The sequence below is a fragment of the Halorubrum sp. CBA1229 genome, from assembly GCF_003721435.2.
In the GTDB taxonomy this organism is placed as follows: domain Archaea; phylum Halobacteriota; class Halobacteria; order Halobacteriales; family Haloferacaceae; genus Halorubrum.
In genome coordinates this window covers 2,909,747-2,928,392 of record NZ_CP054585.1, presented here as the reverse complement: position 1 = coordinate 2,928,392, position 18,646 = coordinate 2,909,747, and the positions used below count along the sequence as shown (strand labels likewise).

The following is an 18,646-nucleotide window of genomic DNA, read 5'->3' as shown; positions in this document are numbered from 1 at the left end:
GCGAGACGGACAGGCACAAACGACTTGCCGCCCCCGGGCGAACGCGACGCATGGCGTTCGACCTCGACGACGCGACGCGGCCGGCCGCGGTGACGATGGAGTGGCTGGTGCTCGGAGCCGCGTACTTCCTCCTCCTGCTGTTTCTCATCGGCGTGTTCGACCTGTTCTTATCGCTGTTCCGACTCCTCGCCGCCGGCGATTTCACCGATCCGAACGAGGTGGTCGGCCTCCTCGACAGCGTCCTCCTCCTGCTGATCATCGTCGAGGTCCACCGGACGCTGCTGGCGTACGCCAGGGGGAAGCCCGTCCTCCGGATCGTCGTCAGCGCGTCGATCATCGCGGTCGCCCGACGCGCCATCAGCTTCCGGCTGGAGGATTACGCCTCGGGGCAGGAGACCCTGCTGGCCGCCCTCTCGATCGCCGTGTTGGTCCTCGCGCTCGCCCTCGGCTACTTCCTCCTCGACCGGGTGAGCGTGCCCGGGCGACCGGAGCTCGCGAGCGACTCGACCCCCGAGGAGTGAGCGCGTACCGGCTTCCCGGTCGGATCTCACGCCGATCTCGGGCGAAAGAACGACGGCCTTCCCGGCGATGCGCCCCGTTCAACGTGTTATTACCTAAGGAGTACACGGCCGTTGACACGGAACACACTAACACAGATGTTTCCGAAGCTCACCGACGAGATACGCCAGCCGGAGTACGTCGGGGAAAATCGGTGTCTCCCCTGTACCGTGGTCAACCTCAGTATCGCCGCGGTCGCCGCCGTCTTGACGGTCGCCCTGCTCGCGGCGTCCGGCGTCTCGACCGGGGGTCGGATCGCCGGGGGCGGCCTCGTTCTCGCCGGCAGCGTCGCGACCGTGTATCTACGGGGCTACCTAGTGCCCGGAACCCCGACGCTGACGAAGCGGTACCTCCCGCTCTGGGCGCTTCGGTTGTTCGGCAAGGCGACGGGCCCGGAGCGGGACGAAACCGGGGATATCGACGTCGAGGCGGTGTTGTTCGACGCGGGCGCGCTCGAGGAGTGCCCCGACCGGGACGACCTCTGTCTCACCCCGTCGTTCGAGTCCGCCTGGCGCGCTCAGACCGAGCGGTTCGCCGCGAACGACCCCGGGATCGAGCGGGTGATCGACCGGTTCATCGACGGCGAGGACCTCGACGAATCAGTCGATAGAGGGGATATCACCCTCGAGGAACGCGGCGAGGCGTGCGTGGCGCTGCTCGACGGGACGCGGATCGCGCAGTGGGAGTCCGAGGCGGCGTACCTCTCCGACGCCGCCGCCGCGGCGGTGCTGCAGGACCGGTACCCCGGCTGGCGGCGTCTGGGGTTCCGCGACCGGACCGAGGTCGCCGGCGTCCTCCGGCTCTGGCTCGATAGCTGTCCCTCGTGCGGCGGTCGCGTGTCGATGGGACGGGAGACGGTCTCGTCGTGCTGTCGGGAGCGGCAGGTGCTCGCCTCGACCTGCGACTCCTGCGGGAGCCGGTTGTTCGAGGCCGACATCGACGCGGACGCGCTCGAGGAGGGATGACGTCGGACTGGGCGCCGCGGTTATTGTCGGTCAGCGGGGAGGCGGATTGAGAAGGCAGATCGAGGCGATGTCCGACCTCGCACGGTCGATCAGTCGAAGAGCGCGTTGAGGTACACCCAGCGGTCCGTCCACAGCTGGTACCCTATCGAGACGCCGAACGCAGCGAGGAAGGCGCTCACCCAGAGAACCGGATCGACCGCGGAGACGACGGGCACTTCGATCAGGGCGGCGAGGACGACGAAAAGCGAGAGAGTACCGAGCATGCTGTAGTACTCGGCCCACGTGATCCCGTACGGCGTGACGACCTCCATGTACACGTCGACGGAGCGGGCCTCCTCGGTGAGTCGGATCGTCTTCCGGTCCGACTCGTACTCCACGATCCCGCGCTCGTCGAGCTTCGGGAGGTGCGTCTGGTGCAGCGAGTTGTAGACGCTGTTGCGGATGTTCTTCGGTGGCGGCGACTCGCCGGTCTCGCGTTCGGCGATGGTCTCCGCGAGGTCCCGCAGGGTCGTCTTGCCGACCGTGACCTGCAGGTGTTTGATCACTTGACGCCTGCGCTCGTTGCGCAGCAGGTCGTGGATCTCCGTTTCGGGAATCCCCCCGTACCGATTGGTTATTGCCATATATTGGTCCCGTCACCGATTCTCACGTGCGACAGAGCGACACACGTAATGATGTCATAAAAGTAATTGGACCGATACCGACGCCGGCCGTTGTTCAGGTGTCGACAGAGCAACAACAATGAATAGTTACCGGTTCTTTCCGGACCGATGCGAGTTCCGTCTCGAGCCGACGCGCTCTCTTTCTCAAACTCTCGAGATGTCCGTAACGGGCCGATTGTATTTCTCATCGGAGATTGGCGTGCCTAAACGAGGCGAATGTAGCGGGTCAAACCGGTGTGGTACGGGGATCATCTCCGTGGCGATCCGGTCGGTCACCGACCGTGCGTTCCGACTCAAAGCCACGTGTCAAACCACGGTAACTCTCTCCGTAACGAGTCATTAAAACGCTCGAACATGCGGTTCGACGCTCCAACTCGGCCGTTTCGTCAGAAATGGTGTAATTGGCTAAGGGGGCAGGTGTTGTGGGCCTCTACCAAGCCCGACCGGGAGTCAGGTCGGGTTCAATCACGATGTCAGACAAGAAATTCGAGCTGTCACGGCGGAACGCACTGATCGGTCTCGGGACCGTGGGCCTCGCGTCCGCGGGAGCGGGAGTCGGAACAAGCGCGTACTTCAGCGATGAGGAGAGCTTCGAGGATAACACACTCACTGCGGGAGAGCTGGACCTCTTCGTCGATTACTGGACGGGCGCAAACTCGGAGGCGATCGACGGGGGAACGACCGGAAGCGGTCAAAACGACGGCGGCGTGTCGGCGCAGTACGTCCTCAACGACGTCAAGCCCGGCGACTCGGGGAAGCTGGTGTTCTGTCCGAAGATCGTGGACAACCCCGCGTGGCTGTGGGCGGGTAGCTCCGGATTCACACAGTACGAGAACGACCTGACTGAGCCTGAGGCGGAGGTCGACGACACGGGCGGTGACCCCGGCGCTGGCAACGGCGAACTCGCGGACAACATCCAGGTCACGGTGGCGTACTGTGAACCGTCCGACGATCTCGAGGGCAGCGATCCATCGGGTCCGGAAGATTTCGAAACGGTTCGGGAACTCAACAATCCTGAAGACTACACGCTCACGGATCTCCTTCTGGAACTTCAGTATGGATATCTGTTAGACGGGTACGTGGAGGAGGGAGGCGAATGGGTGCCGACTGATGACGGCGCATATCCGGCCAGCCCTGACTCGGACACGCAGACTGGGCCGTGTATCTGTATCGAATGGAACGTGCCGACCACGGTTGGCAACGTGATCCAGTCCGATTCGGTCGAGTTCGACCTCGGGTTCTACGCGGAACAGGAACGCCATAACGAGAACCCGACTAGTCCGTACGCAACTGGAACGACAGACGACCTCTACCCACCCTTTGACAGTAATCGTGCACTGGGAATGTCCATACAAGGTAGTGGAGGGTCCGGCAGTGCGGAAGCTGAGATTCATAACGCGACATCCGGTAACACTGCGTTCCCGTTCGGTAACGCGAATGACGATTCGGATAACTTCCCCGCAGATCAGGATGTTGATTTCACGGCAACACTCGATGTGGACTCGAACACGGCTTCGCTTGAGGTCCTCGGTTCGCAGGCAGGTGGCACCGATGTGACTGCATCCGATACGGATGTAACTGATGGTCAGGGAGACGGTAACGCTCTGGGTAGCGATACTGAGTGGCAGAACGGTGGAATTCCACAAACGGTTGACGTCGCTATCAGTGCACGAAGCCTGAACAGCGACACGACCACGGTGAAAAACCTCACACTGAACGGTACTTCGGTATCCCCCGACCAACTCGCTGCCAGCGCTGGACCTGAACAGACGTATCTAGTGCTTCAGGGGATCGACTCCTCAGCCGGAAACACCATCGAGATTGATGGAACTCTCAACATCGAGGGGGATGCTAGTGGATGGTCCGGAATTGACGGACTTGTAATCAACTGGAGATGATGTAACAGATCGCTTAGATCTACTAATAAACACCCACTCAGGTGCGTTACGGCGGTTCGACTCCGCCGGTGGGTTTCCCCCCTTGGGGGGGTGAACACGCATGAGCGACAACAACGGACTCGAGCTGTCTCGGCGGCGGGCGCTCGCCGGTATCGGAGCGATCGGCGTCGCCAGCGCTGGCGCCGGAATCGGCACGAGTGCCTACTTCAGCGACGAGGAATCGTTCGACGACAACTCGCTGACGGCCGGCGAGCTCGACCTCAAACTCGACTACAAAGCCACGTACGCTGGCGGCCCGGGACGCCTCAGTGAGGTGGACAGCTGGTACAGCGCAGACGGGCCGGGCGAGCCGTTCGACGTGCAGGAGATCGAGGACGGGACGTACCTGATCGGCGAGACGCCGGACAATACGGAAGATATGTGGGCGGACGAGGTCCAGAACACGGATCTCTGTGCGCCGGATCTGGGTCTCATCAACGGCGATGAGATCCCCGTCTTCGCACTCGACGACGTGAAGCCCGGTGACTCCGGCGAGGTCACCGTCAGCCTCCACGTCTGTGACAACCCCGCGTGGATGTACATGAACGGAGCGCTGACGGCGAACGACGAGAACGGCCAGTCGGAGCCCGAGGCGGACGTCGACGAAACCGGCGGCGATCCGGGCGAGGGTGCCGGAGAACTCGCGGATAACATCCAAACCACGCTCTGGTACGACGAGAACTGTAACAACGTGCTCGACGGGGGCGATGACGACACGACATCGGTTCCATCGTGTGTCCAACTCGTCCTCGACACGTCCGGGTCGATCGGTGGCGACATCGGCACAGTCGAGGACGCGGCTAACGACCTCGCGAACACCATTCTGGGCGCCAACGATGACAACGAGGTCGGTGCGACGACGTTCTCCGGAGGCTCGGACGTCGTGAACAGCGTGGCGGACGCGTGGTCCGATCTCACTGGATTGGGCTCCAACGGAAGCACGAACATGAGCTCCGGGATATCCGATGCCGGCGACGATCTCGCCAACTGTACCGGGGGCCACGATCGGATCATGGTCGTCTTCACTGATGGCTCTCCGGACAACAGTGATAGTGCTTTGAGCGCCGCCAACGATCTCGACGACGACATCGAACTCTACGCGATCGGCGTCGCAGGAGCGAACCAGCAGTTCCTCAACAGACTCACCACCGGCGATCAGGACGACGACTCCAACACCTTCGTCGTCGCCGGCGGTACGAGCGCCGAGGACGCGATCGACCAGGTATTCGCCCAGGTCGGGCAGACGATCACCGGCGGCGAGGAGGTCATCTTGGAAGGCACCCTCGCCGACGCCATGGACGCCCTAGAGGACGGGATCGCCCTCGACGGGAACCGGTCTAGCGAAGAACGCGAACCGTTCGCGGGCGCGATGACTCACTGTCTCGGCTTCGAGTGGGAGGTCCCGACAGACGTCGGCAACGAGATCCAGACCGACTCGGCCGTCTTCGATCTCGGGTTCTACGCGCTCCAGAGCCGGCACAACGACGACCCGCCGGCGGAGCCGTTCAACGGGACCTACCAAGACGACAACGGGCTCCCGTCAAACGGGACCGCCGACTGACGATCACCCACGCTGGCACTCCGGCGTCTCCGGTTCTCCCGGAGGCCCGGTACGCGGTTCATCCGCGTGACGGCGGTTCGATTCCGCCGGTGGGTTTCCCCATCAGGGGAGTGAATACGCATGAGCGACAACAACGGACTCAACATCTCACGGCGGCGGGCGCTCGCCGGTATCGGCGCGATCGGCGTCGCGAGCGCCGGGGCTGGAGTCGGCACGAGTGCCTACTTCAGCGACGAGGAATCGTTTAACGGAAACAGCCTGACCGCAGGTGAACTCGATCTCAAGGTCGACTGGGAGGAACACTACAACTTCCCGCAGATCTACGGATTCGACGATCCGACCGATGGTCTCGACGTCCACAGGTCGGAACCGGAGTCGTCCGACGAATACGTCGCGATGCCGGATCCGAGCGATCCGATGGTCTGGGTCCACGAAGACGACCTCGTCGACTACATGTCGAACACGTCGATCGAGGCGTTCCCGGACACCGACAACGATGGGGAGCAGGAAGTTGAGGGCTCCAACTTCAGTAACGGAGAGTTCTTCGACCCCTGTAAGGACGGTGCGGACCTTCCCGATGACCTAGAGCGCGACTCCACGGGGATTGGTCGTACTGACAACGGCGATACAAATAACGGCGATGGAGGTAACAACCCGCTCGTCAGTCTGGACGACGTGAAGCCGGGTGACTTCGGAGAACTCACGCTGAGTTACCACCTCTGTGATAATCCTGGATACGTTTGGATAATCGGTGATCACAGCTATTCGGAGGGTGAGTGGCCAGAACTTGCCAACAAAATCCAGACCGTCTGGTGGTACGATGACGGTGACAACGTCTTCACCGGAAACAATTGTGACGAGAAATTATATCTGGCAGATCACTACCAAGGACAGAGAGATCCGACGTTATACGAAGTGACGATAAATAATGGTAACGCAGTTACGTCGGAGCTGACATCTATTTCAAAAGACAAGTTCGCGGGAACTCATATTGGAACGTCCCCTGACGGCGGGACAGTATACATGGTAGCTGAGGGTGAGGATGAGCTCGCAGTCTACGACTACGACAGCGACTCACTGACGTTCGAACCCATCGATGTAGGCGACTACAGCTTGGGACAAATTACTCAAGCAGCAGTCGACACGGACGGTACGCTCTGGATAGGGAGTACTTCGGATTATCTGTTCGAGATCCCCGACCCAGAGAATCCAGTAGTGACAAACAGACTGGATGTTGATATCAACATCAGTGGTGCGGATAACGTCTTCGCGTCGAACGGTCAGTTCTACTTATACACAGACGCTGGGAACATGCTCCATGCCGTCGACTTGCTCTCCGGAAATACGATGGAAGTGGCCGAACTCGAAACCGGTGAAGACCTAACGGGGCTCACCATCCGTGACACGGGATCCGGGAGCCTCCTCGGATCTGTTACCGGAGGTACGGAGCTAATAGAATTCGATCTTAGCGGTACTGAACTTGACCGATACAGCTTAAGCGGTGATCTAACGGATCATGGGTTCGGGGATATGGCAACCGGTACACTCTGTGAGCGGCAGATTAGGCGAAGTACTCTCGCAGATGACCTCAATGCTCTACAGGGCGGTGGCCTCCAATTAGATGATCTCGGTCTCGAGGAGTGCTTCATGCCCGGATTCACCCGCTACATCGGCTTCGCGTGGTGGCTCCCGACCGATGTCGGTAACGAAGTCCAAGGCGATTCTATCGAGTTCGATATCGGATTCTACACCGAACAGTGCCGCCACAACGACAGTCCGACCGGCCCGTCATCTCCGGATACCTGATCCCGGACAGCACGGTCCCCGGTCATTTCCCACATGGTGTACGGCGGTTCGACTCCGCCGGTGGGACTTCCCCACGGGGGATGATCGACCATGAGCGAAAAAAACGCGTTCGAACTGTCGCGTCGAAAGGCGCTCGCGAGCCTCGGAGCGGTCGGCGTCGCGTCCGCCGGTGCCGGGGTCGGCACGAGCGCCTACTTCAGCGACCAAGAGGACTTCTCAGACAACACGATTCAGGCGGGCGAGTTCGGGGTGAATATCGAGTTCAACGAGGCAGCGAGTTCCATCGACCAGGGGGGGATCGGTCCGGACGAACTCGGTGACTGGTACAATCTCGACGAGAATCAAGTCATGACGTCGCTCTCGATCGCGGACGCGAAACCGGGAGACACCTACGACCCGTGCTGGGACATCACGACCGAGCACAACCCCGGTTTCGTCCAACTCGAGGGCGAGGAGGTGTCCGACGAAGACGGTAGTGACGCCGACATCGATCCGAACGAGATCAGCGACATCGCTGACGACTCCGATTTCGAGTCGCTCGGCGAGTCCGAGAACGTCACCGCCATCGTCTCGTTCGGCAATTACGACGATACCAGTGGCGAGTTCATGGTGACCAACGAAAGTCAGGAGTTCGTCGGACTGACCGCGCTGTTCGATGCGCTCCAATCGGGGTGGCCGCTCGTCGACGACTCCGGAGACCCGGTCCAGATCGATCCCGGGGACGTCCTCACGCTCTGTATCAAGATCGCGATCTCGCCCGACGCCGGCAACGAGCTGCAGGGCGCGTCCCACGAATCGAATGTCGGGTTCTACGCGGAACAGGCCCGCCACAACGATGAATTCGGAAACTAATAATGAGTAACAAAAGCTTCAAACTCTCACGACGGAAGGCGCTCGCGAGCCTCGGAGCGGTCGGCGTCGCGTCCGCCGGTGCCGGGCTCGGCACGAGTGCCTACTTCAGCGACACGGAATCGTTCGAGAACAACACGATCACGGCGGGCGAGCTCGACCTGAAAGTCGACTGGACCGAACACTACTCCGACTGGTCTGACGACGAATCCGATGAAGTCGACGTCAGTATGGAACCAGACGGCGATTACGACATCGGGTTCCCGGCTGCAGCGCCGGAAGCGGAGCAGTCCGTGTTCGTTAAGCACATGGAAGATGCACGCGGGTTCCTCGCGAACACGGCCATCGAGGCGTTCCCGGACACGCTAACGGACGACCCAGCCTCGGAGGATTACGACGGTGAGAAAGTCCGGTTCGATAACGATAGCGACATCTGTGACATCCCCGCGGATCTCGACGGTGGCGATGGGGTGTTGAGCCATCCGTACCGGACCGGTGCAAACGTCGACGGGGGAGTCACCATCGGCGACGGACCGAACCCACAGACCACGAAGGCTGGCGATCCCCTCGTCAACATCAGCGACGCCAAGCCGGGCGACTTCGGCGAGGTGACGTTCAGCTTCCACCTGTGTGACAATCCCGGCTACGTCTGGCTGACGGGCGAGCTCGTTAGCGCCAGCGAGAACGGGTTGACCGAACCGGAGATGGAGGAGGACGACGAGGATCAGACGCTCAACGATGACGGCGAAATCGTGGCGAAGGACGACGAGGAGACAGTCGAAATCCTCGACGAGATTCGAACCGCCTTCTGGTACGATACCGGCACTGACGGTGTGTACGGTGAGGATTACGAGGATAAGGACGGTGATAGGAGCGAGGGAGACAACTATCTCCAAACTGAGGAGAAGTATATCCCACTAGGGGGAACGCTGCGGAGCGTTCTCACCGCGCTTGAAAACGGCATGTTCCCTCTCGATGCGGAACCGGTGTCTCCAGCGGACGAAGAAACTGGTGGAGAAAGCGGTGAGACCCCGACGATCTCGGCGTATGACGATGCGTCGGTGAGCGTGTATAATAGCACTCAAGATGATCCATTCGCCTCATACACCAATAAGAAACCGAGAAACCTCCAGTGTGCGGATTACGAGAAGCTACTCGGTATCGATCTCGTTGGGACGGATATCGAGGCGGGAATGTTGGAGGAAAATACGGATTACAATAGCTGTGCGGACCTGACTGTAAACACTCTCACCGACACCGACGACAACGGCACCCCCAACGAGATCACCATCTCGACGGGCAACCCCGTGCGCGTCGTCAGCGTGAAAGGCGGGAACGAAGGCGAGAATATCTACGTGTGGGATGAGCCGGTCATTCTAGATGAGGTAACGCTGACAACACCCACTGATCAGGATATCAGTAACATCGATGTCTGCTGTCCCGTCAACGGGAGCGGTGGAGACAACGGCGATAACGGGGAGACGGACGACCGCCAGTGCTTCCCGAACTCGACGACGGCGTACGTCGGCTTCGAGTGGTGGCTCCCGGCCGACGTCGGCAACGAGGTCCAAGGGGATTCGGTGACCTTCGATCTCGGGTTCTACACCGAGCAGTGCCGCCACAACGACGGGAGCGGTCAGACCTAAGGCGATCGACCGGAGCGACAGCAGTCGGTCGATCCCCCCAGCCCACGCAGGTGCATGCCGGCCCATCCGGACTCACCGGATCCGTGCATGTCGGTTCGATTCCGACGGTGGGTGTCTCCAACACAGAGCTCACATGACTCTCGATCGCATCTCACGTCGTACGCTGCTCGCCGGTATCACCGGCGGGAGCGCCGCATCGCTCGGAGGATTGGCGCTGATGACCGAGGGGAGTCGGGCGTATACCGACACGATGCAGCTTCAGACGGAGGCAATCGAGGACTGCGTCATCGATTGGCGGGAGACGTACAACGGAGCGACGCTGACGGACACGACCGCCGGTACCGTGAGCACCGAGCCGTCGGGCCCGGCGATCTCCCTCGGCAACGTGCTTCCCGGAGATTCCGGATCGCTCAGCGTCCGACTCCGGATCGTCACCGACGGTTCGGGCGGGGGAGACGGGCCGGCGGTCGAACCGGAATTGACGGTCTCGCTGAGGGACGGCGGAGAGCCGACGTCGATACAGGAGTACATCGACATCGCGGTCTGGTACGACACCGGCCTCTTCGACGTCGGAGCGTTGGGGTCCGACAACGCCGAGCACGATCCGGGCGAACGGCTCGTCGATTCGGGCGCGAGCGGAACGCTCGGAGACGTCGCCGCCGCCCTCGAGGACGGCGTCGCTCTCGACGCCTCGCCGCTCACGCCCGGGGCGAGCTGTCTCGGCGCCGAGGACGCGGTGACGGTCACGTTCGGGTGGTCCTTCCCCCCGGATCAGGCCGACATCAACGCGGCACAGGGCGACACGGTCGAGTTCGATATCCAGTTCGATGTCACCCAGTGCTGATCTCGTCGGTATCGTCCGACGTTGCCTTTCGACAGGAGCAGTTGTCGGACGTAGAGATATCTCGGTAGTTATCGATCAAATCGAAACTTCAAACGGCTCGTTAAACGCTTCTAACGACCGATTAGACGTGAGCGTCGATCACACTGTCCGTGCTCGCTCGTTCTCAAGCACCTCAATACAAAGTAACAAGTCAACCAAATGACGACGAAGACGGCCGGGAACTCGAACGGGGAACCTCAGGCCGCTTCGACTCCCGAGCCGGACCGGGACCGAGACGACTGACGCCCGCGGCGGTCATCGAAAAAAGAGAACACATGTCCGAAGACGACGACTACTCCCGCCGACGACTGCTCAAAGCGATAGGAGTCACTGGCACGCTCGGTGCCGGCGGCGGAGCGGTGACGGGTGCCTACCTTTCGGACTGGGAGCCGTTCTCCGGAAATCTCATCGGTACTGGCGACCTAATCCTCGAACTCGCCACCGATCGGGCCACCGACGTCAAGAGTCTCGATTCCTTCTCCGACGACGATTACCGAACGGACGCGACGATCGAGGTCGGCTTCTCCGGCATCAAACCGAAAGACACGGGTGTGCTCAGAGTCGGATATCGGCTCGGCGAAGACCGGGGTCGGATCTGGATGCGGGCCGCGTCGTCGAGTGCTACCGATCTCGGGTCGTACATCGACGTCGAGCTCCTACAGCGGCCGACGTGTGACGACGGTGAGGGTACTGAGCTGTACCAGGGGACGCTCGACGGGCTGACCACCAGGTACGCCGACGGCGGCCTGCTCACCGATGGCTGCGTCGACGGACGGTGGTGTCTCGACCTCAAGTGGAAGTTCCGGGCGGACACGCCAGCCGACCTCTCCGAGGAGTCGCTCTCCTGTTCGTTCGATTTCACCGCCGTACAGTGTCGACACAGCCAGCAAAACGATAATCCATGGAACGAGACGGAATGACGGGGAAATCGAGACGATACGAAACGAGTCGCCCCGGGACAGGGCGCGAGATAGCCAGCGAGAGGTCACCAGACGGAGGTGAGTGGTGACATGCCCGACACTCGCCGGCTGCTCAGTTGGCTCGGACTCCTCCTGTTGATCGCTATCGTGATCCCGTTCGTCATCTACGCGGTGCCGGGAGTGGTCGGGGCCGAGGGGAGCTACGTCGTGCTGTCGGGCAGCATGGAGCCGACGATCAACACGGGCGACGTCGTCGTCGTCGACGACGTGGACCCGGCCGACATCGAGGAACGGGACGTTATCACCTACCTCCGGAGCGGCTCGGATACCCCGACCACCCATCGCGTTGTCGGTATCAACGAGGACGGCGGCGAGCGCTCGTTCGTAACCCAGGGTGACGCGAACGACGACCCGGACGCCTCGCCGGTCGCGGCCTCGGAAGTCAGAGGCCAAGTCGTGTTCACGATCCCGTACATCGGGTACGTCATTCAGTTCGGGAGCACGACCACCGGATTCGTCGCTCTCGTCGTCGTTCCGTTCGCCCTGCTGCTGCTCTCGGAGGTGTACTCGATAGTCGTCGACGGTTCGGAATCGGACGACGAGGGGAGCGACGAGACGAAAGCGGTCACCGCTGCAGACCCGGACGTCGCCGGGCCGGAGCCGGCCGTTCGGCGACCCGTCCACACTCCGACCGTCGCCGGGACGAACGGTCAGAGGGCGGCGTCCGAAGCGGCCGACGAGGAAGCGGAAGATGGGGGGGGCATCGCGCTCACGCGAACGGACCTCCGTCTCTCGCTGGGCGTTCTCACGGGGACCGCGGTATACGCCGGCTGGGTCGTCTACAACATCCAAGCCGCGTGGTCGTTCGCCGTCGCCTTCGGGTCGGGAATCGGGGCGTTACTCGTCGGCTCTATGTACTACGCCGCCGGGAGTGATGACGCACCGGAGTCGGAGACCACGTCAGATACTGGCTCGGTACCCGCCCTGGACCCTGTGGCCGTGACTGGATCGACCCCGGCGATGCGTGCCGACGGATCGTCGATGCCGTCTCCTGAGCACGCCGGAATCGAGAGCGCGGATCACGCGGAATCGGAGGCGGACGATGCATAACACGCCACTTCGAAAGACCGCCGTGCTGGCGGTGAGTATGGCGCTACTGATAGCCGCGGTCTCCAGCGGCGCCGTGACGTATGCCGCGTTCAGCGACAGCGGTGACGTTGACGTGACGTTTACTGCCGGCAACTTCTCCGGCAGTTCGGAAGTAACGATAAGCGGGACGAATGTAGTGGATTCCGACGAGACGGACAACATCACAGCGACCGACAACACCACGACCGACAACACCACGACCGACAACACCACGACCGACAACACCACGACCGACAACACCACGACCGACAACACCACGACCGACAACACCACGACCGACAACACCACGACCGACAACACCACCGACAGCGACGATACCACGACCAACGAAACGAGCCAGAACACATCCGATCGGCTCTATAGCGAAGGCCTCCCGACCACCGAGGGACCGGACGTTAGTCGGGCGAGCGACGCCGTTCCAGCCGCCTCGGCGACGACCGCGGACCAACGACGTCTCCCGGCGGCGCCGCCGCCGTCGGGCGGGTGAAGCGTTCGGGAAAAGGAGAGTCACATGAACTCAAGTGACCCGTCAGGTAAGCGGGAACGGAACGGAAACGATGTCTCTGGGATCGAGTCGAACCGTTCGCGGAGCCGGTTCCTGACCAAACGGAACGTCCTCCGGATACTCGCCTTACTTCTGTTGCTCGGTTTTCTCAGCGGCTACGTCGCCGGTCTGTGGTGACGGTCGCCGATCGCCGCGTCGTCGACGGCGGTGCTTTCACGGTCCTTGCACCCGTGTGGATCCCATGGATCTGTTCTGGCACCGACGGGACCTGCGACTCGCCGATAACGTCGGGCTCGCGGCTGCGGCCGACAGGGGAGCGGTCGCGGGCGCCTTCGTCTTCGACGACGACGTGCTGGCGCACGCGAGCGACGCGCGGGTCCGCCGCCTGCTCGACGGGCTCGCGGCGCTGCGGGACAACTACCGCGACCGCGGCAGCGACCTCCTCGTCGCCCGCGGCGACCCCGAGAGCGTCCTCCCGGAGCTGGCCGGCGCGCTCGACGCTGACCGGGTCGTCTGGAATCGAGACTACTCGGGGCTCGCGCGCCAGCGCGACGCCGATGTCCGGAAGGCGCTCAACGAGGCCGGGATCGAACGCGCGGCGCACCACGACGCGGTGTTACACACTCCGGACTCGATCCGGACGAATGCCGGCGACCCCTACTCGGTGTACACCTACTACTGGCGGAAGTGGGCCGACCGCGAGACCGACTCGCCGGCACCGACGCCCGGGGCGGGCGACCTCGTCGACGCCGACGCGCTGGCGGCGGCGGTGGGGGACGACGGGGGCGCGCTGGCGGACGGCGGTGATCGGGGCGACGGGCGATCGGTCGACGGCGTCGCGATCGACCGCGTCGCCGTCGGTGACCTGCCCGCACCCGCCGACCTGGGCTTCGCGGAGCCCGAGGCCGACATCGGTCCGGCCGGCACCGAGGCGGCCCGCCAGCGGCTTGACGATTTCCTCTCGGAGGCGGTGTTCGCGTATGACGCGGAGCGCGACTACCCCGCCCGCGAGGCCACCTCCCGCATGTCGGCCTTTTTAAAATACGGCGAGATCGGGGTGCGCGAGGCGTACGAGGCGACCGAGCGCGCGATGGCCGCGGCGGAGGAGCGGGCCGAGGAAACCGATGAGGAGGGCGACGAGGACGAGGGCCCCGTCGCCGCGGTCGAGGAGTACCAGCAGCAGCTGGCGTGGCGGGAGTTCTACACGCAGGTGCTGTACCACAACCCAGAGGTCGTGACGGACGACTACAAGGAGTACGAGGAGGGGATCGAGTGGCGCGACGACCCCGACGAGATCGCGGCGTGGAAGCGCGGCGAGACCGGCTACCCGATCGTCGACGCCGGGATGCGTCAGCTCCGCGAGGAGGCGTTCATGCACAACCGCGTGCGGATGATCGTCGCCTCCTTCCTGACGAAGGACCTGCTCGCGGACTGGCGCCACGGATACGAGCACTTCCGGGAGAAACTGGCCGACCACGACACCGCCAACGACAACGGCGGCTGGCAGTGGGCGGCCTCGACCGGGACCGACGCCCAGCCCTACTTCCGCATCTTCAACCCGATGACACAGGGGGAGCGGTACGACCCCGACGCGGAGTACATCAAAGAGTACGTCCCCGAGCTCCGGGGCCTCGACGCCGACCTGATCCACGAGTGGCACGAGCTGTCGCCCACCCAGCGCGCGAACGCGGCGCCGGAATACCCCGCGCCCGTCGTCGACCACTCGGAGCGACGCGAGGAGGCGTTGGCGATGTACAAGCGAGCGCGCGGCGAGGACCCGGACGAGTAGGGAGATTCCGAGGGAGGGGGCCGACGCGGTCACCGATCCTCGGCCAGGAACGATCGACACCGCTCGGCCATTCTCTCGGTGAATTCGGTCGAGATCCGCCCCTGCGGGTTCGCTACCGCCCGGTGTTTGATCGTTCCGATCACCCACGGCGAGCAGTACGACGTCTTGTCCGGGTTGCGGCCCGAGACCCAGTCGCCACCCACCGCTTCGTTCGCAGGCAGATCGCTGGTGGTGAGCGCGGCGCAGACGTATTCTTCGCCGGGGTACGGGAGATTTTCCGCGGCGAGAACCAACCAGAGCCGGGGATTCGTCCCGCGTCTGAACGGGTCGGGCGCCCAGAACACGTCGCCCCTTCGGTACGCGTCACTCACGGTCCGCGCGGGGGTCGACCGCGTGCTCCTGCCAGTCGTCATACGCCGGCGGTTCGTCCTCACGGTTCGCTGCGGTCGCTCCTGCGTGCGCTCCGGCGGCGTCGAGGCTCCGGGCGTGATCGCTTATCCGCCAGTATATCCCCTTATGATCGACCCGACCGTCCTCGCGGAGCCGCGTGAGCGTCGGTCCGATGGACCCCGTCGCGATCCCCGTCGCGTCCGCGATTTCGCTCTGCGTGAACGCCTCATCGGCGTGTTCTTCCAGAAACGAGAGGACCTCGTGCGCGTTCGTTCCCGGTACGGGGCCGTCGTCCGGTTCGCGCATCGATTCGAACCGATCGGCGCTGATGGGCATCTCGAGCGTACAGTTTGTATCGAATGTATTAGTCGCTTGTGGCCGGCGAGAAGTCGAAGGGGAGTGTCCACCGGGAACGAGACGGTCGTCCCGAGTGCCGCCCTTTTAAAAGAGCGCCTCGCTCTCGTCGAGCACGCGCGCCGGGCCGCCGACCTCCCAGACGTCGGTGTCGATCCCGATCTCGGCGATCCAGCTCTCGACCTCGTCGGCGTGGTCGGCGAGCGTGTTCACGTACACCGAGGCGCCGGTGTCCGTCGAGAAGTAGACGGGGACGCCCTCCTCGCGCAGTTCGCGGACCGCGTTGAACACGGCGATCGTCTCCGGCTGCCAGTACACCCAGCCCGCGGGGCCGGTCATCGTCGTCGCCGTCAGCGAGAGCGAGTCGTGCTCGGCGGTCTCGAAGATCCGGTCGAAGTCGCCCTCGCGGAGCGCGTCGGTCATCTCGACGAGCTGGTCCTGCACGTGCGCGGTCCGCGCCTGCATCATGTGGCTCTCCGCCGCCTCGCGGTGCGCCTCCTCCGTCTCCTTATAAGCGGGCACGTGCGCGGCGACGATGCGGAGGTCCTCCTCGGGGTCGAACCCGTCTTCGCCCGTGCCCACGTCCAGTCGGTGCGAGCGGCAGTCCGCGTCGTTGAGTCCGGCGTCGAGCCGGGAGTACGCGCCGGTGACCGAGCGGGCCGCGGAGGAGGACCCGCGACGGGCGACCGTGGACACCTCGGGAAGCGAGAGGTCGAGGCCTGCGGCCTCGGTGAGCGCGAGCGCGGCGGCCGCGAACCCGGACGACGAGGAGCCGAACCCGATGTTCGACGGGAAGGAGTTCTCGCTCTCCAGCCGGACGGCGGCGTCGACGCCGGCCAGCTCGCGGACGTGGTCGACGACCATATCGATACGCTCGGCGGCCCTCCCGTCCACTTCCTCGCCCCCGATGACGTAGGTGTCCTCGCTCGCGTCGGGCTGCCACTCGACCGTGGTCGTCGTCGCGGTCGGCGCGGTACAGAGGCTGATGCTGTCGTGGTACGGGAGCCGGAGCTCCGGGTCGCGCATCCCGTGGTACTTGACGAGCCCCTGGATCGGGTGGGCTCGCGCGGTGGCCTTCTCGGTCATACCTCGGGAAGCGTCCGGCGGGGGATTAGTCGTTGCGATGGGCGCGGGGCGTCGGGGGCGCTTCCCCGCTTCCGTCCCCGCGACGGCGACGCGATAGAGGGGAACCCTTTTTGACGGGTCGGCGGGTACTCCGCGCCATGACAGAGTACACCGTCGAGTTCGTCGGCACCGGCGAGACGATCGAGGTGGCCGACACGGAGACGGTCCTCAGCTCCTGTATCGAGGCGGGGATCGCCCAGGAGTACTCCTGCCGCGTCGGGATGTGCCTCGCCTGCTCCGCGGAGATCGTCGAGGGCGAGGTGACCCAGCCGGCCGCCCGGGGGCTCACCGACGAGGAGGCCGAGGAGTACGCGCTCACCTGCATGGCCCGCCCGCAGTCGGACCTGAAGCTCGACCGCGGGAAGTACCCGCCGAGCATCGAGGACGACGCGGCGACCGCGGCCGGCGGGGACGGCGACGGCGCCGACGGCGCGGCCGCGGACGACGACTGAGCCGTCTCGCCGTCGCCCTTCTCCGACTCCCTATTCCTTCTCCGACTCCCTACTCGCCGACGCGCTCGAACCGGTGGCGTACCACGTCGGCGTCGTCGTCCCAGTCGAAGTTCCCGCCGTGCGCGCGGACCATCCGCTCTTTGTACGCCTCCAGCGACGGCGACCCCTCTCGCTTCGCGTCGGCGTCGGTCATGTCGCCGAGGGTGCGCTCGGTGACCTCGGTCAGTTCGAAGTCGACGCCGTCGATCTCGAAGACGTCGCCCTCGTCGCCGTACTGATTCCCGCGGTGGAGCTGCGTGACGTCGCCGTCGAGCGCGGCCTGTTTCACGCGGTCGTTCGGGAGCAGGTCCGCTGGATCGTTCTCGGACATGGCCGTTCGTTGGGCGCGGATCCGCTTATAAATGTGGACGGCCTCTGCGCCCGTGGGTGCTATCACGCCTCACTGCGCGTATTTATCCGCGACCGCCGTATTCCTGTCATGGATACGCGATCTATTCTCCGACTCGAAGGGGCCGGGCTCTTCGCCGCGGCGACCGCGGCGTACTTCTCGCTGGGCGGCCCGCTCTGGCTGTTCGCGGTGCTCGCTCTCGCCCCCGACATCTCGATGGCGGCGTACCTCGCGGGACCTCGCGTCGGCAGTCGTTTCTACAACGCCTTTCACACGTATCTCGCGCCGTTGAGCCTCTTGGGAGTCGGGGTGGGGCTCGGCGTAACGCCCCTCTCATGGATCGCGCTCGTCTGGGCCGCTCACATCGGTGCCGACCGCGCCGTGGGGTACGGACTGAAGCGCCCGACCGGATTCAAACACACCCACCTCTCCGTCGAGGCCGACCGCGACTCTCGAATCGCGGGGCACGGACCAGTGGTCCCCGACGCCGGCGGCAGGGACGACTGACCGAGAGCTCGGGGGCGGGTGGCCGTGACGTCGGCGACGTGGAACTGTTAGCCTTCCATCGGCGGCGTGGAATCGCTGAGTCCGTCGAGGCGGGAGCGCGGGCGCGACCGAAGGACGCGGTGACGCGTGAAGACGAGTCGACATTACGCATCTCGAAACCGTCGCTGACGGCGGTGTTCACTTTCGTGATCAGCGAATTA

Annotated in this window: 19 protein-coding genes; 14 read left to right on the top strand and 5 right to left on the bottom strand. The window is 63.7% G+C overall.

Going from position 1 to position 18,646, the window contains the following annotated elements:
* Positions 1–50: 50 nt before the first annotated feature.
* Together Hrr1229_RS14740 and Hrr1229_RS14735 are read left to right on the top strand one after the other, a co-directional pair.
* The gene (locus Hrr1229_RS14740; protein WP_123112195.1) at positions 51–521 is read left to right on the top strand and encodes a phosphate-starvation-inducible PsiE family protein; all 471 of its coding nucleotides are present in this window, start codon (positions 51–53) and stop codon (positions 519–521) included.
* A 135-nt stretch (positions 522–656) separates the two neighbouring features.
* On the top strand, positions 657–1,523 hold the full coding sequence (locus Hrr1229_RS14735) for a hypothetical protein (RefSeq protein ID WP_123112196.1): 867 nt from the start codon (positions 657–659) through the stop codon (positions 1,521–1,523).
* An 89-nt stretch (positions 1,524–1,612) separates the two neighbouring features.
* Here Hrr1229_RS14735 and Hrr1229_RS14730 read toward each other — a convergent pair whose 3' ends face one another.
* Positions 1,613–2,146: a hypothetical protein gene (locus Hrr1229_RS14730; protein WP_123112197.1), complete on the bottom strand. Its 534-nt coding sequence runs from the start codon at positions 2,144–2,146 to the stop codon at positions 1,613–1,615.
* 509 nt (positions 2,147–2,655) lie between these two features.
* On the opposite strand from Hrr1229_RS14730, the gene Hrr1229_RS14725 reads away from it, so the two are divergent.
* The 10 genes from Hrr1229_RS14725 (at position 2,656) to Hrr1229_RS14680 (ending at position 15,230) form a co-directional block, all read left to right on the top strand.
* Positions 2,656–4,083 carry a SipW-dependent-type signal peptide-containing protein gene (locus Hrr1229_RS14725; protein ID WP_123112198.1) on the top strand — a complete coding sequence of 476 codons (1,428 nt, stop codon included), beginning with the start codon at positions 2,656–2,658 and terminating at the stop codon, positions 4,081–4,083.
* A 100-nt stretch (positions 4,084–4,183) separates the two neighbouring features.
* Positions 4,184–5,683 carry a vWA domain-containing protein gene (locus Hrr1229_RS14720; RefSeq protein WP_123112199.1) on the top strand — a complete coding sequence of 500 codons (1,500 nt, stop codon included), beginning with the start codon at positions 4,184–4,186 and terminating at the stop codon, positions 5,681–5,683.
* 120 nt (positions 5,684–5,803) lie between these two features.
* Positions 5,804–7,489, top strand: a complete 1,686-nt coding sequence (locus Hrr1229_RS18255) for a SipW-dependent-type signal peptide-containing protein (RefSeq protein WP_255212522.1) — start codon at positions 5,804–5,806, stop codon at positions 7,487–7,489.
* Positions 7,490–7,579: 90 nt separating this feature from the next.
* On the top strand, positions 7,580–8,341 hold the full coding sequence (locus Hrr1229_RS14710; protein ID WP_123112200.1) for a SipW-dependent-type signal peptide-containing protein: 762 nt from the start codon (positions 7,580–7,582) through the stop codon (positions 8,339–8,341).
* Between the two features lie 2 nt (positions 8,342–8,343).
* On the top strand, positions 8,344–9,984 hold the full coding sequence (locus Hrr1229_RS18250) for a SipW-dependent-type signal peptide-containing protein (protein ID WP_255212521.1): 1,641 nt from the start codon (positions 8,344–8,346) through the stop codon (positions 9,982–9,984).
* 217 nt (positions 9,985–10,201) lie between these two features.
* A complete protein-coding gene (locus Hrr1229_RS14700) occupies positions 10,202–10,828 on the top strand; it encodes a hypothetical protein (RefSeq protein WP_148041731.1) in 627 nt (208 codons plus the stop codon).
* Between the two features lie 149 nt (positions 10,829–10,977).
* The gene (locus Hrr1229_RS14695; protein ID WP_176329419.1) at positions 10,978–11,787 is read left to right on the top strand and encodes a hypothetical protein; all 810 of its coding nucleotides are present in this window, start codon (positions 10,978–10,980) and stop codon (positions 11,785–11,787) included.
* Positions 11,788–11,877: 90 nt separating this feature from the next.
* Positions 11,878–12,897, top strand: coding sequence for a signal peptidase I (locus Hrr1229_RS14690; RefSeq protein ID WP_123112203.1), 1,020 nt, complete (start codon positions 11,878–11,880; stop codon positions 12,895–12,897).
* A complete protein-coding gene (locus Hrr1229_RS14685) occupies positions 12,890–13,423 on the top strand; it encodes a SipW-dependent-type signal peptide-containing protein (protein ID WP_123112204.1) in 534 nt (177 codons plus the stop codon). The genes Hrr1229_RS14690 and Hrr1229_RS14685 overlap by 8 nt, the downstream gene beginning before the upstream one ends.
* Before the next feature lie 259 nt (positions 13,424–13,682).
* The gene (locus Hrr1229_RS14680; protein ID WP_123112205.1) at positions 13,683–15,230 is read left to right on the top strand and encodes a deoxyribodipyrimidine photo-lyase; all 1,548 of its coding nucleotides are present in this window, start codon (positions 13,683–13,685) and stop codon (positions 15,228–15,230) included.
* A 29-nt stretch (positions 15,231–15,259) separates the two neighbouring features.
* Here the strand turns inward: Hrr1229_RS14680 and Hrr1229_RS14675 are convergent, their stop codons facing one another.
* The 3 genes from Hrr1229_RS14675 to mvaD all read right to left on the bottom strand — a co-directional run bounded on the left by Hrr1229_RS14675 (position 15,260) and on the right by mvaD (position 17,060).
* The gene (locus Hrr1229_RS14675) at positions 15,260–15,601 is read right to left on the bottom strand and encodes a hypothetical protein (protein WP_255212520.1); all 342 of its coding nucleotides are present in this window, start codon (positions 15,599–15,601) and stop codon (positions 15,260–15,262) included.
* Positions 15,594–15,956 carry a MarR family transcriptional regulator gene (locus Hrr1229_RS14670; RefSeq protein WP_123112207.1) on the bottom strand — a complete coding sequence of 121 codons (363 nt, stop codon included), beginning with the start codon at positions 15,954–15,956 and terminating at the stop codon, positions 15,594–15,596. Before Hrr1229_RS14670 ends, Hrr1229_RS14675 begins: the two co-directional genes overlap by 8 nt.
* A 105-nt stretch (positions 15,957–16,061) precedes the next feature.
* On the bottom strand, positions 16,062–17,060 hold the full coding sequence (gene mvaD / locus Hrr1229_RS14665; RefSeq protein ID WP_123112208.1) for a phosphomevalonate decarboxylase MvaD: 999 nt from the start codon (positions 17,058–17,060) through the stop codon (positions 16,062–16,064).
* Between the two features lie 137 nt (positions 17,061–17,197).
* On the opposite strand from mvaD, the gene Hrr1229_RS14660 reads away from it, so the two are divergent.
* A complete protein-coding gene (locus Hrr1229_RS14660) occupies positions 17,198–17,551 on the top strand; it encodes a 2Fe-2S iron-sulfur cluster-binding protein (RefSeq protein WP_123112209.1) in 354 nt (117 codons plus the stop codon).
* 49 nt (positions 17,552–17,600) lie between these two features.
* Here Hrr1229_RS14660 and Hrr1229_RS14655 read toward each other — a convergent pair whose 3' ends face one another.
* Entirely contained in the window at positions 17,601–17,921 is a 321-nt protein-coding gene (locus Hrr1229_RS14655) for an ASCH domain-containing protein (protein WP_123112210.1), read from the bottom strand.
* A gap of 108 nt (positions 17,922–18,029) precedes the next feature.
* Between Hrr1229_RS14655 and Hrr1229_RS14650 the strand changes: the two genes are divergently transcribed.
* Entirely contained in the window at positions 18,030–18,446 is a 417-nt protein-coding gene (locus Hrr1229_RS14650; RefSeq protein ID WP_123112211.1) for a DUF4260 domain-containing protein, read from the top strand.
* The last annotated feature ends 200 nt before the right edge of the window (positions 18,447–18,646 follow it).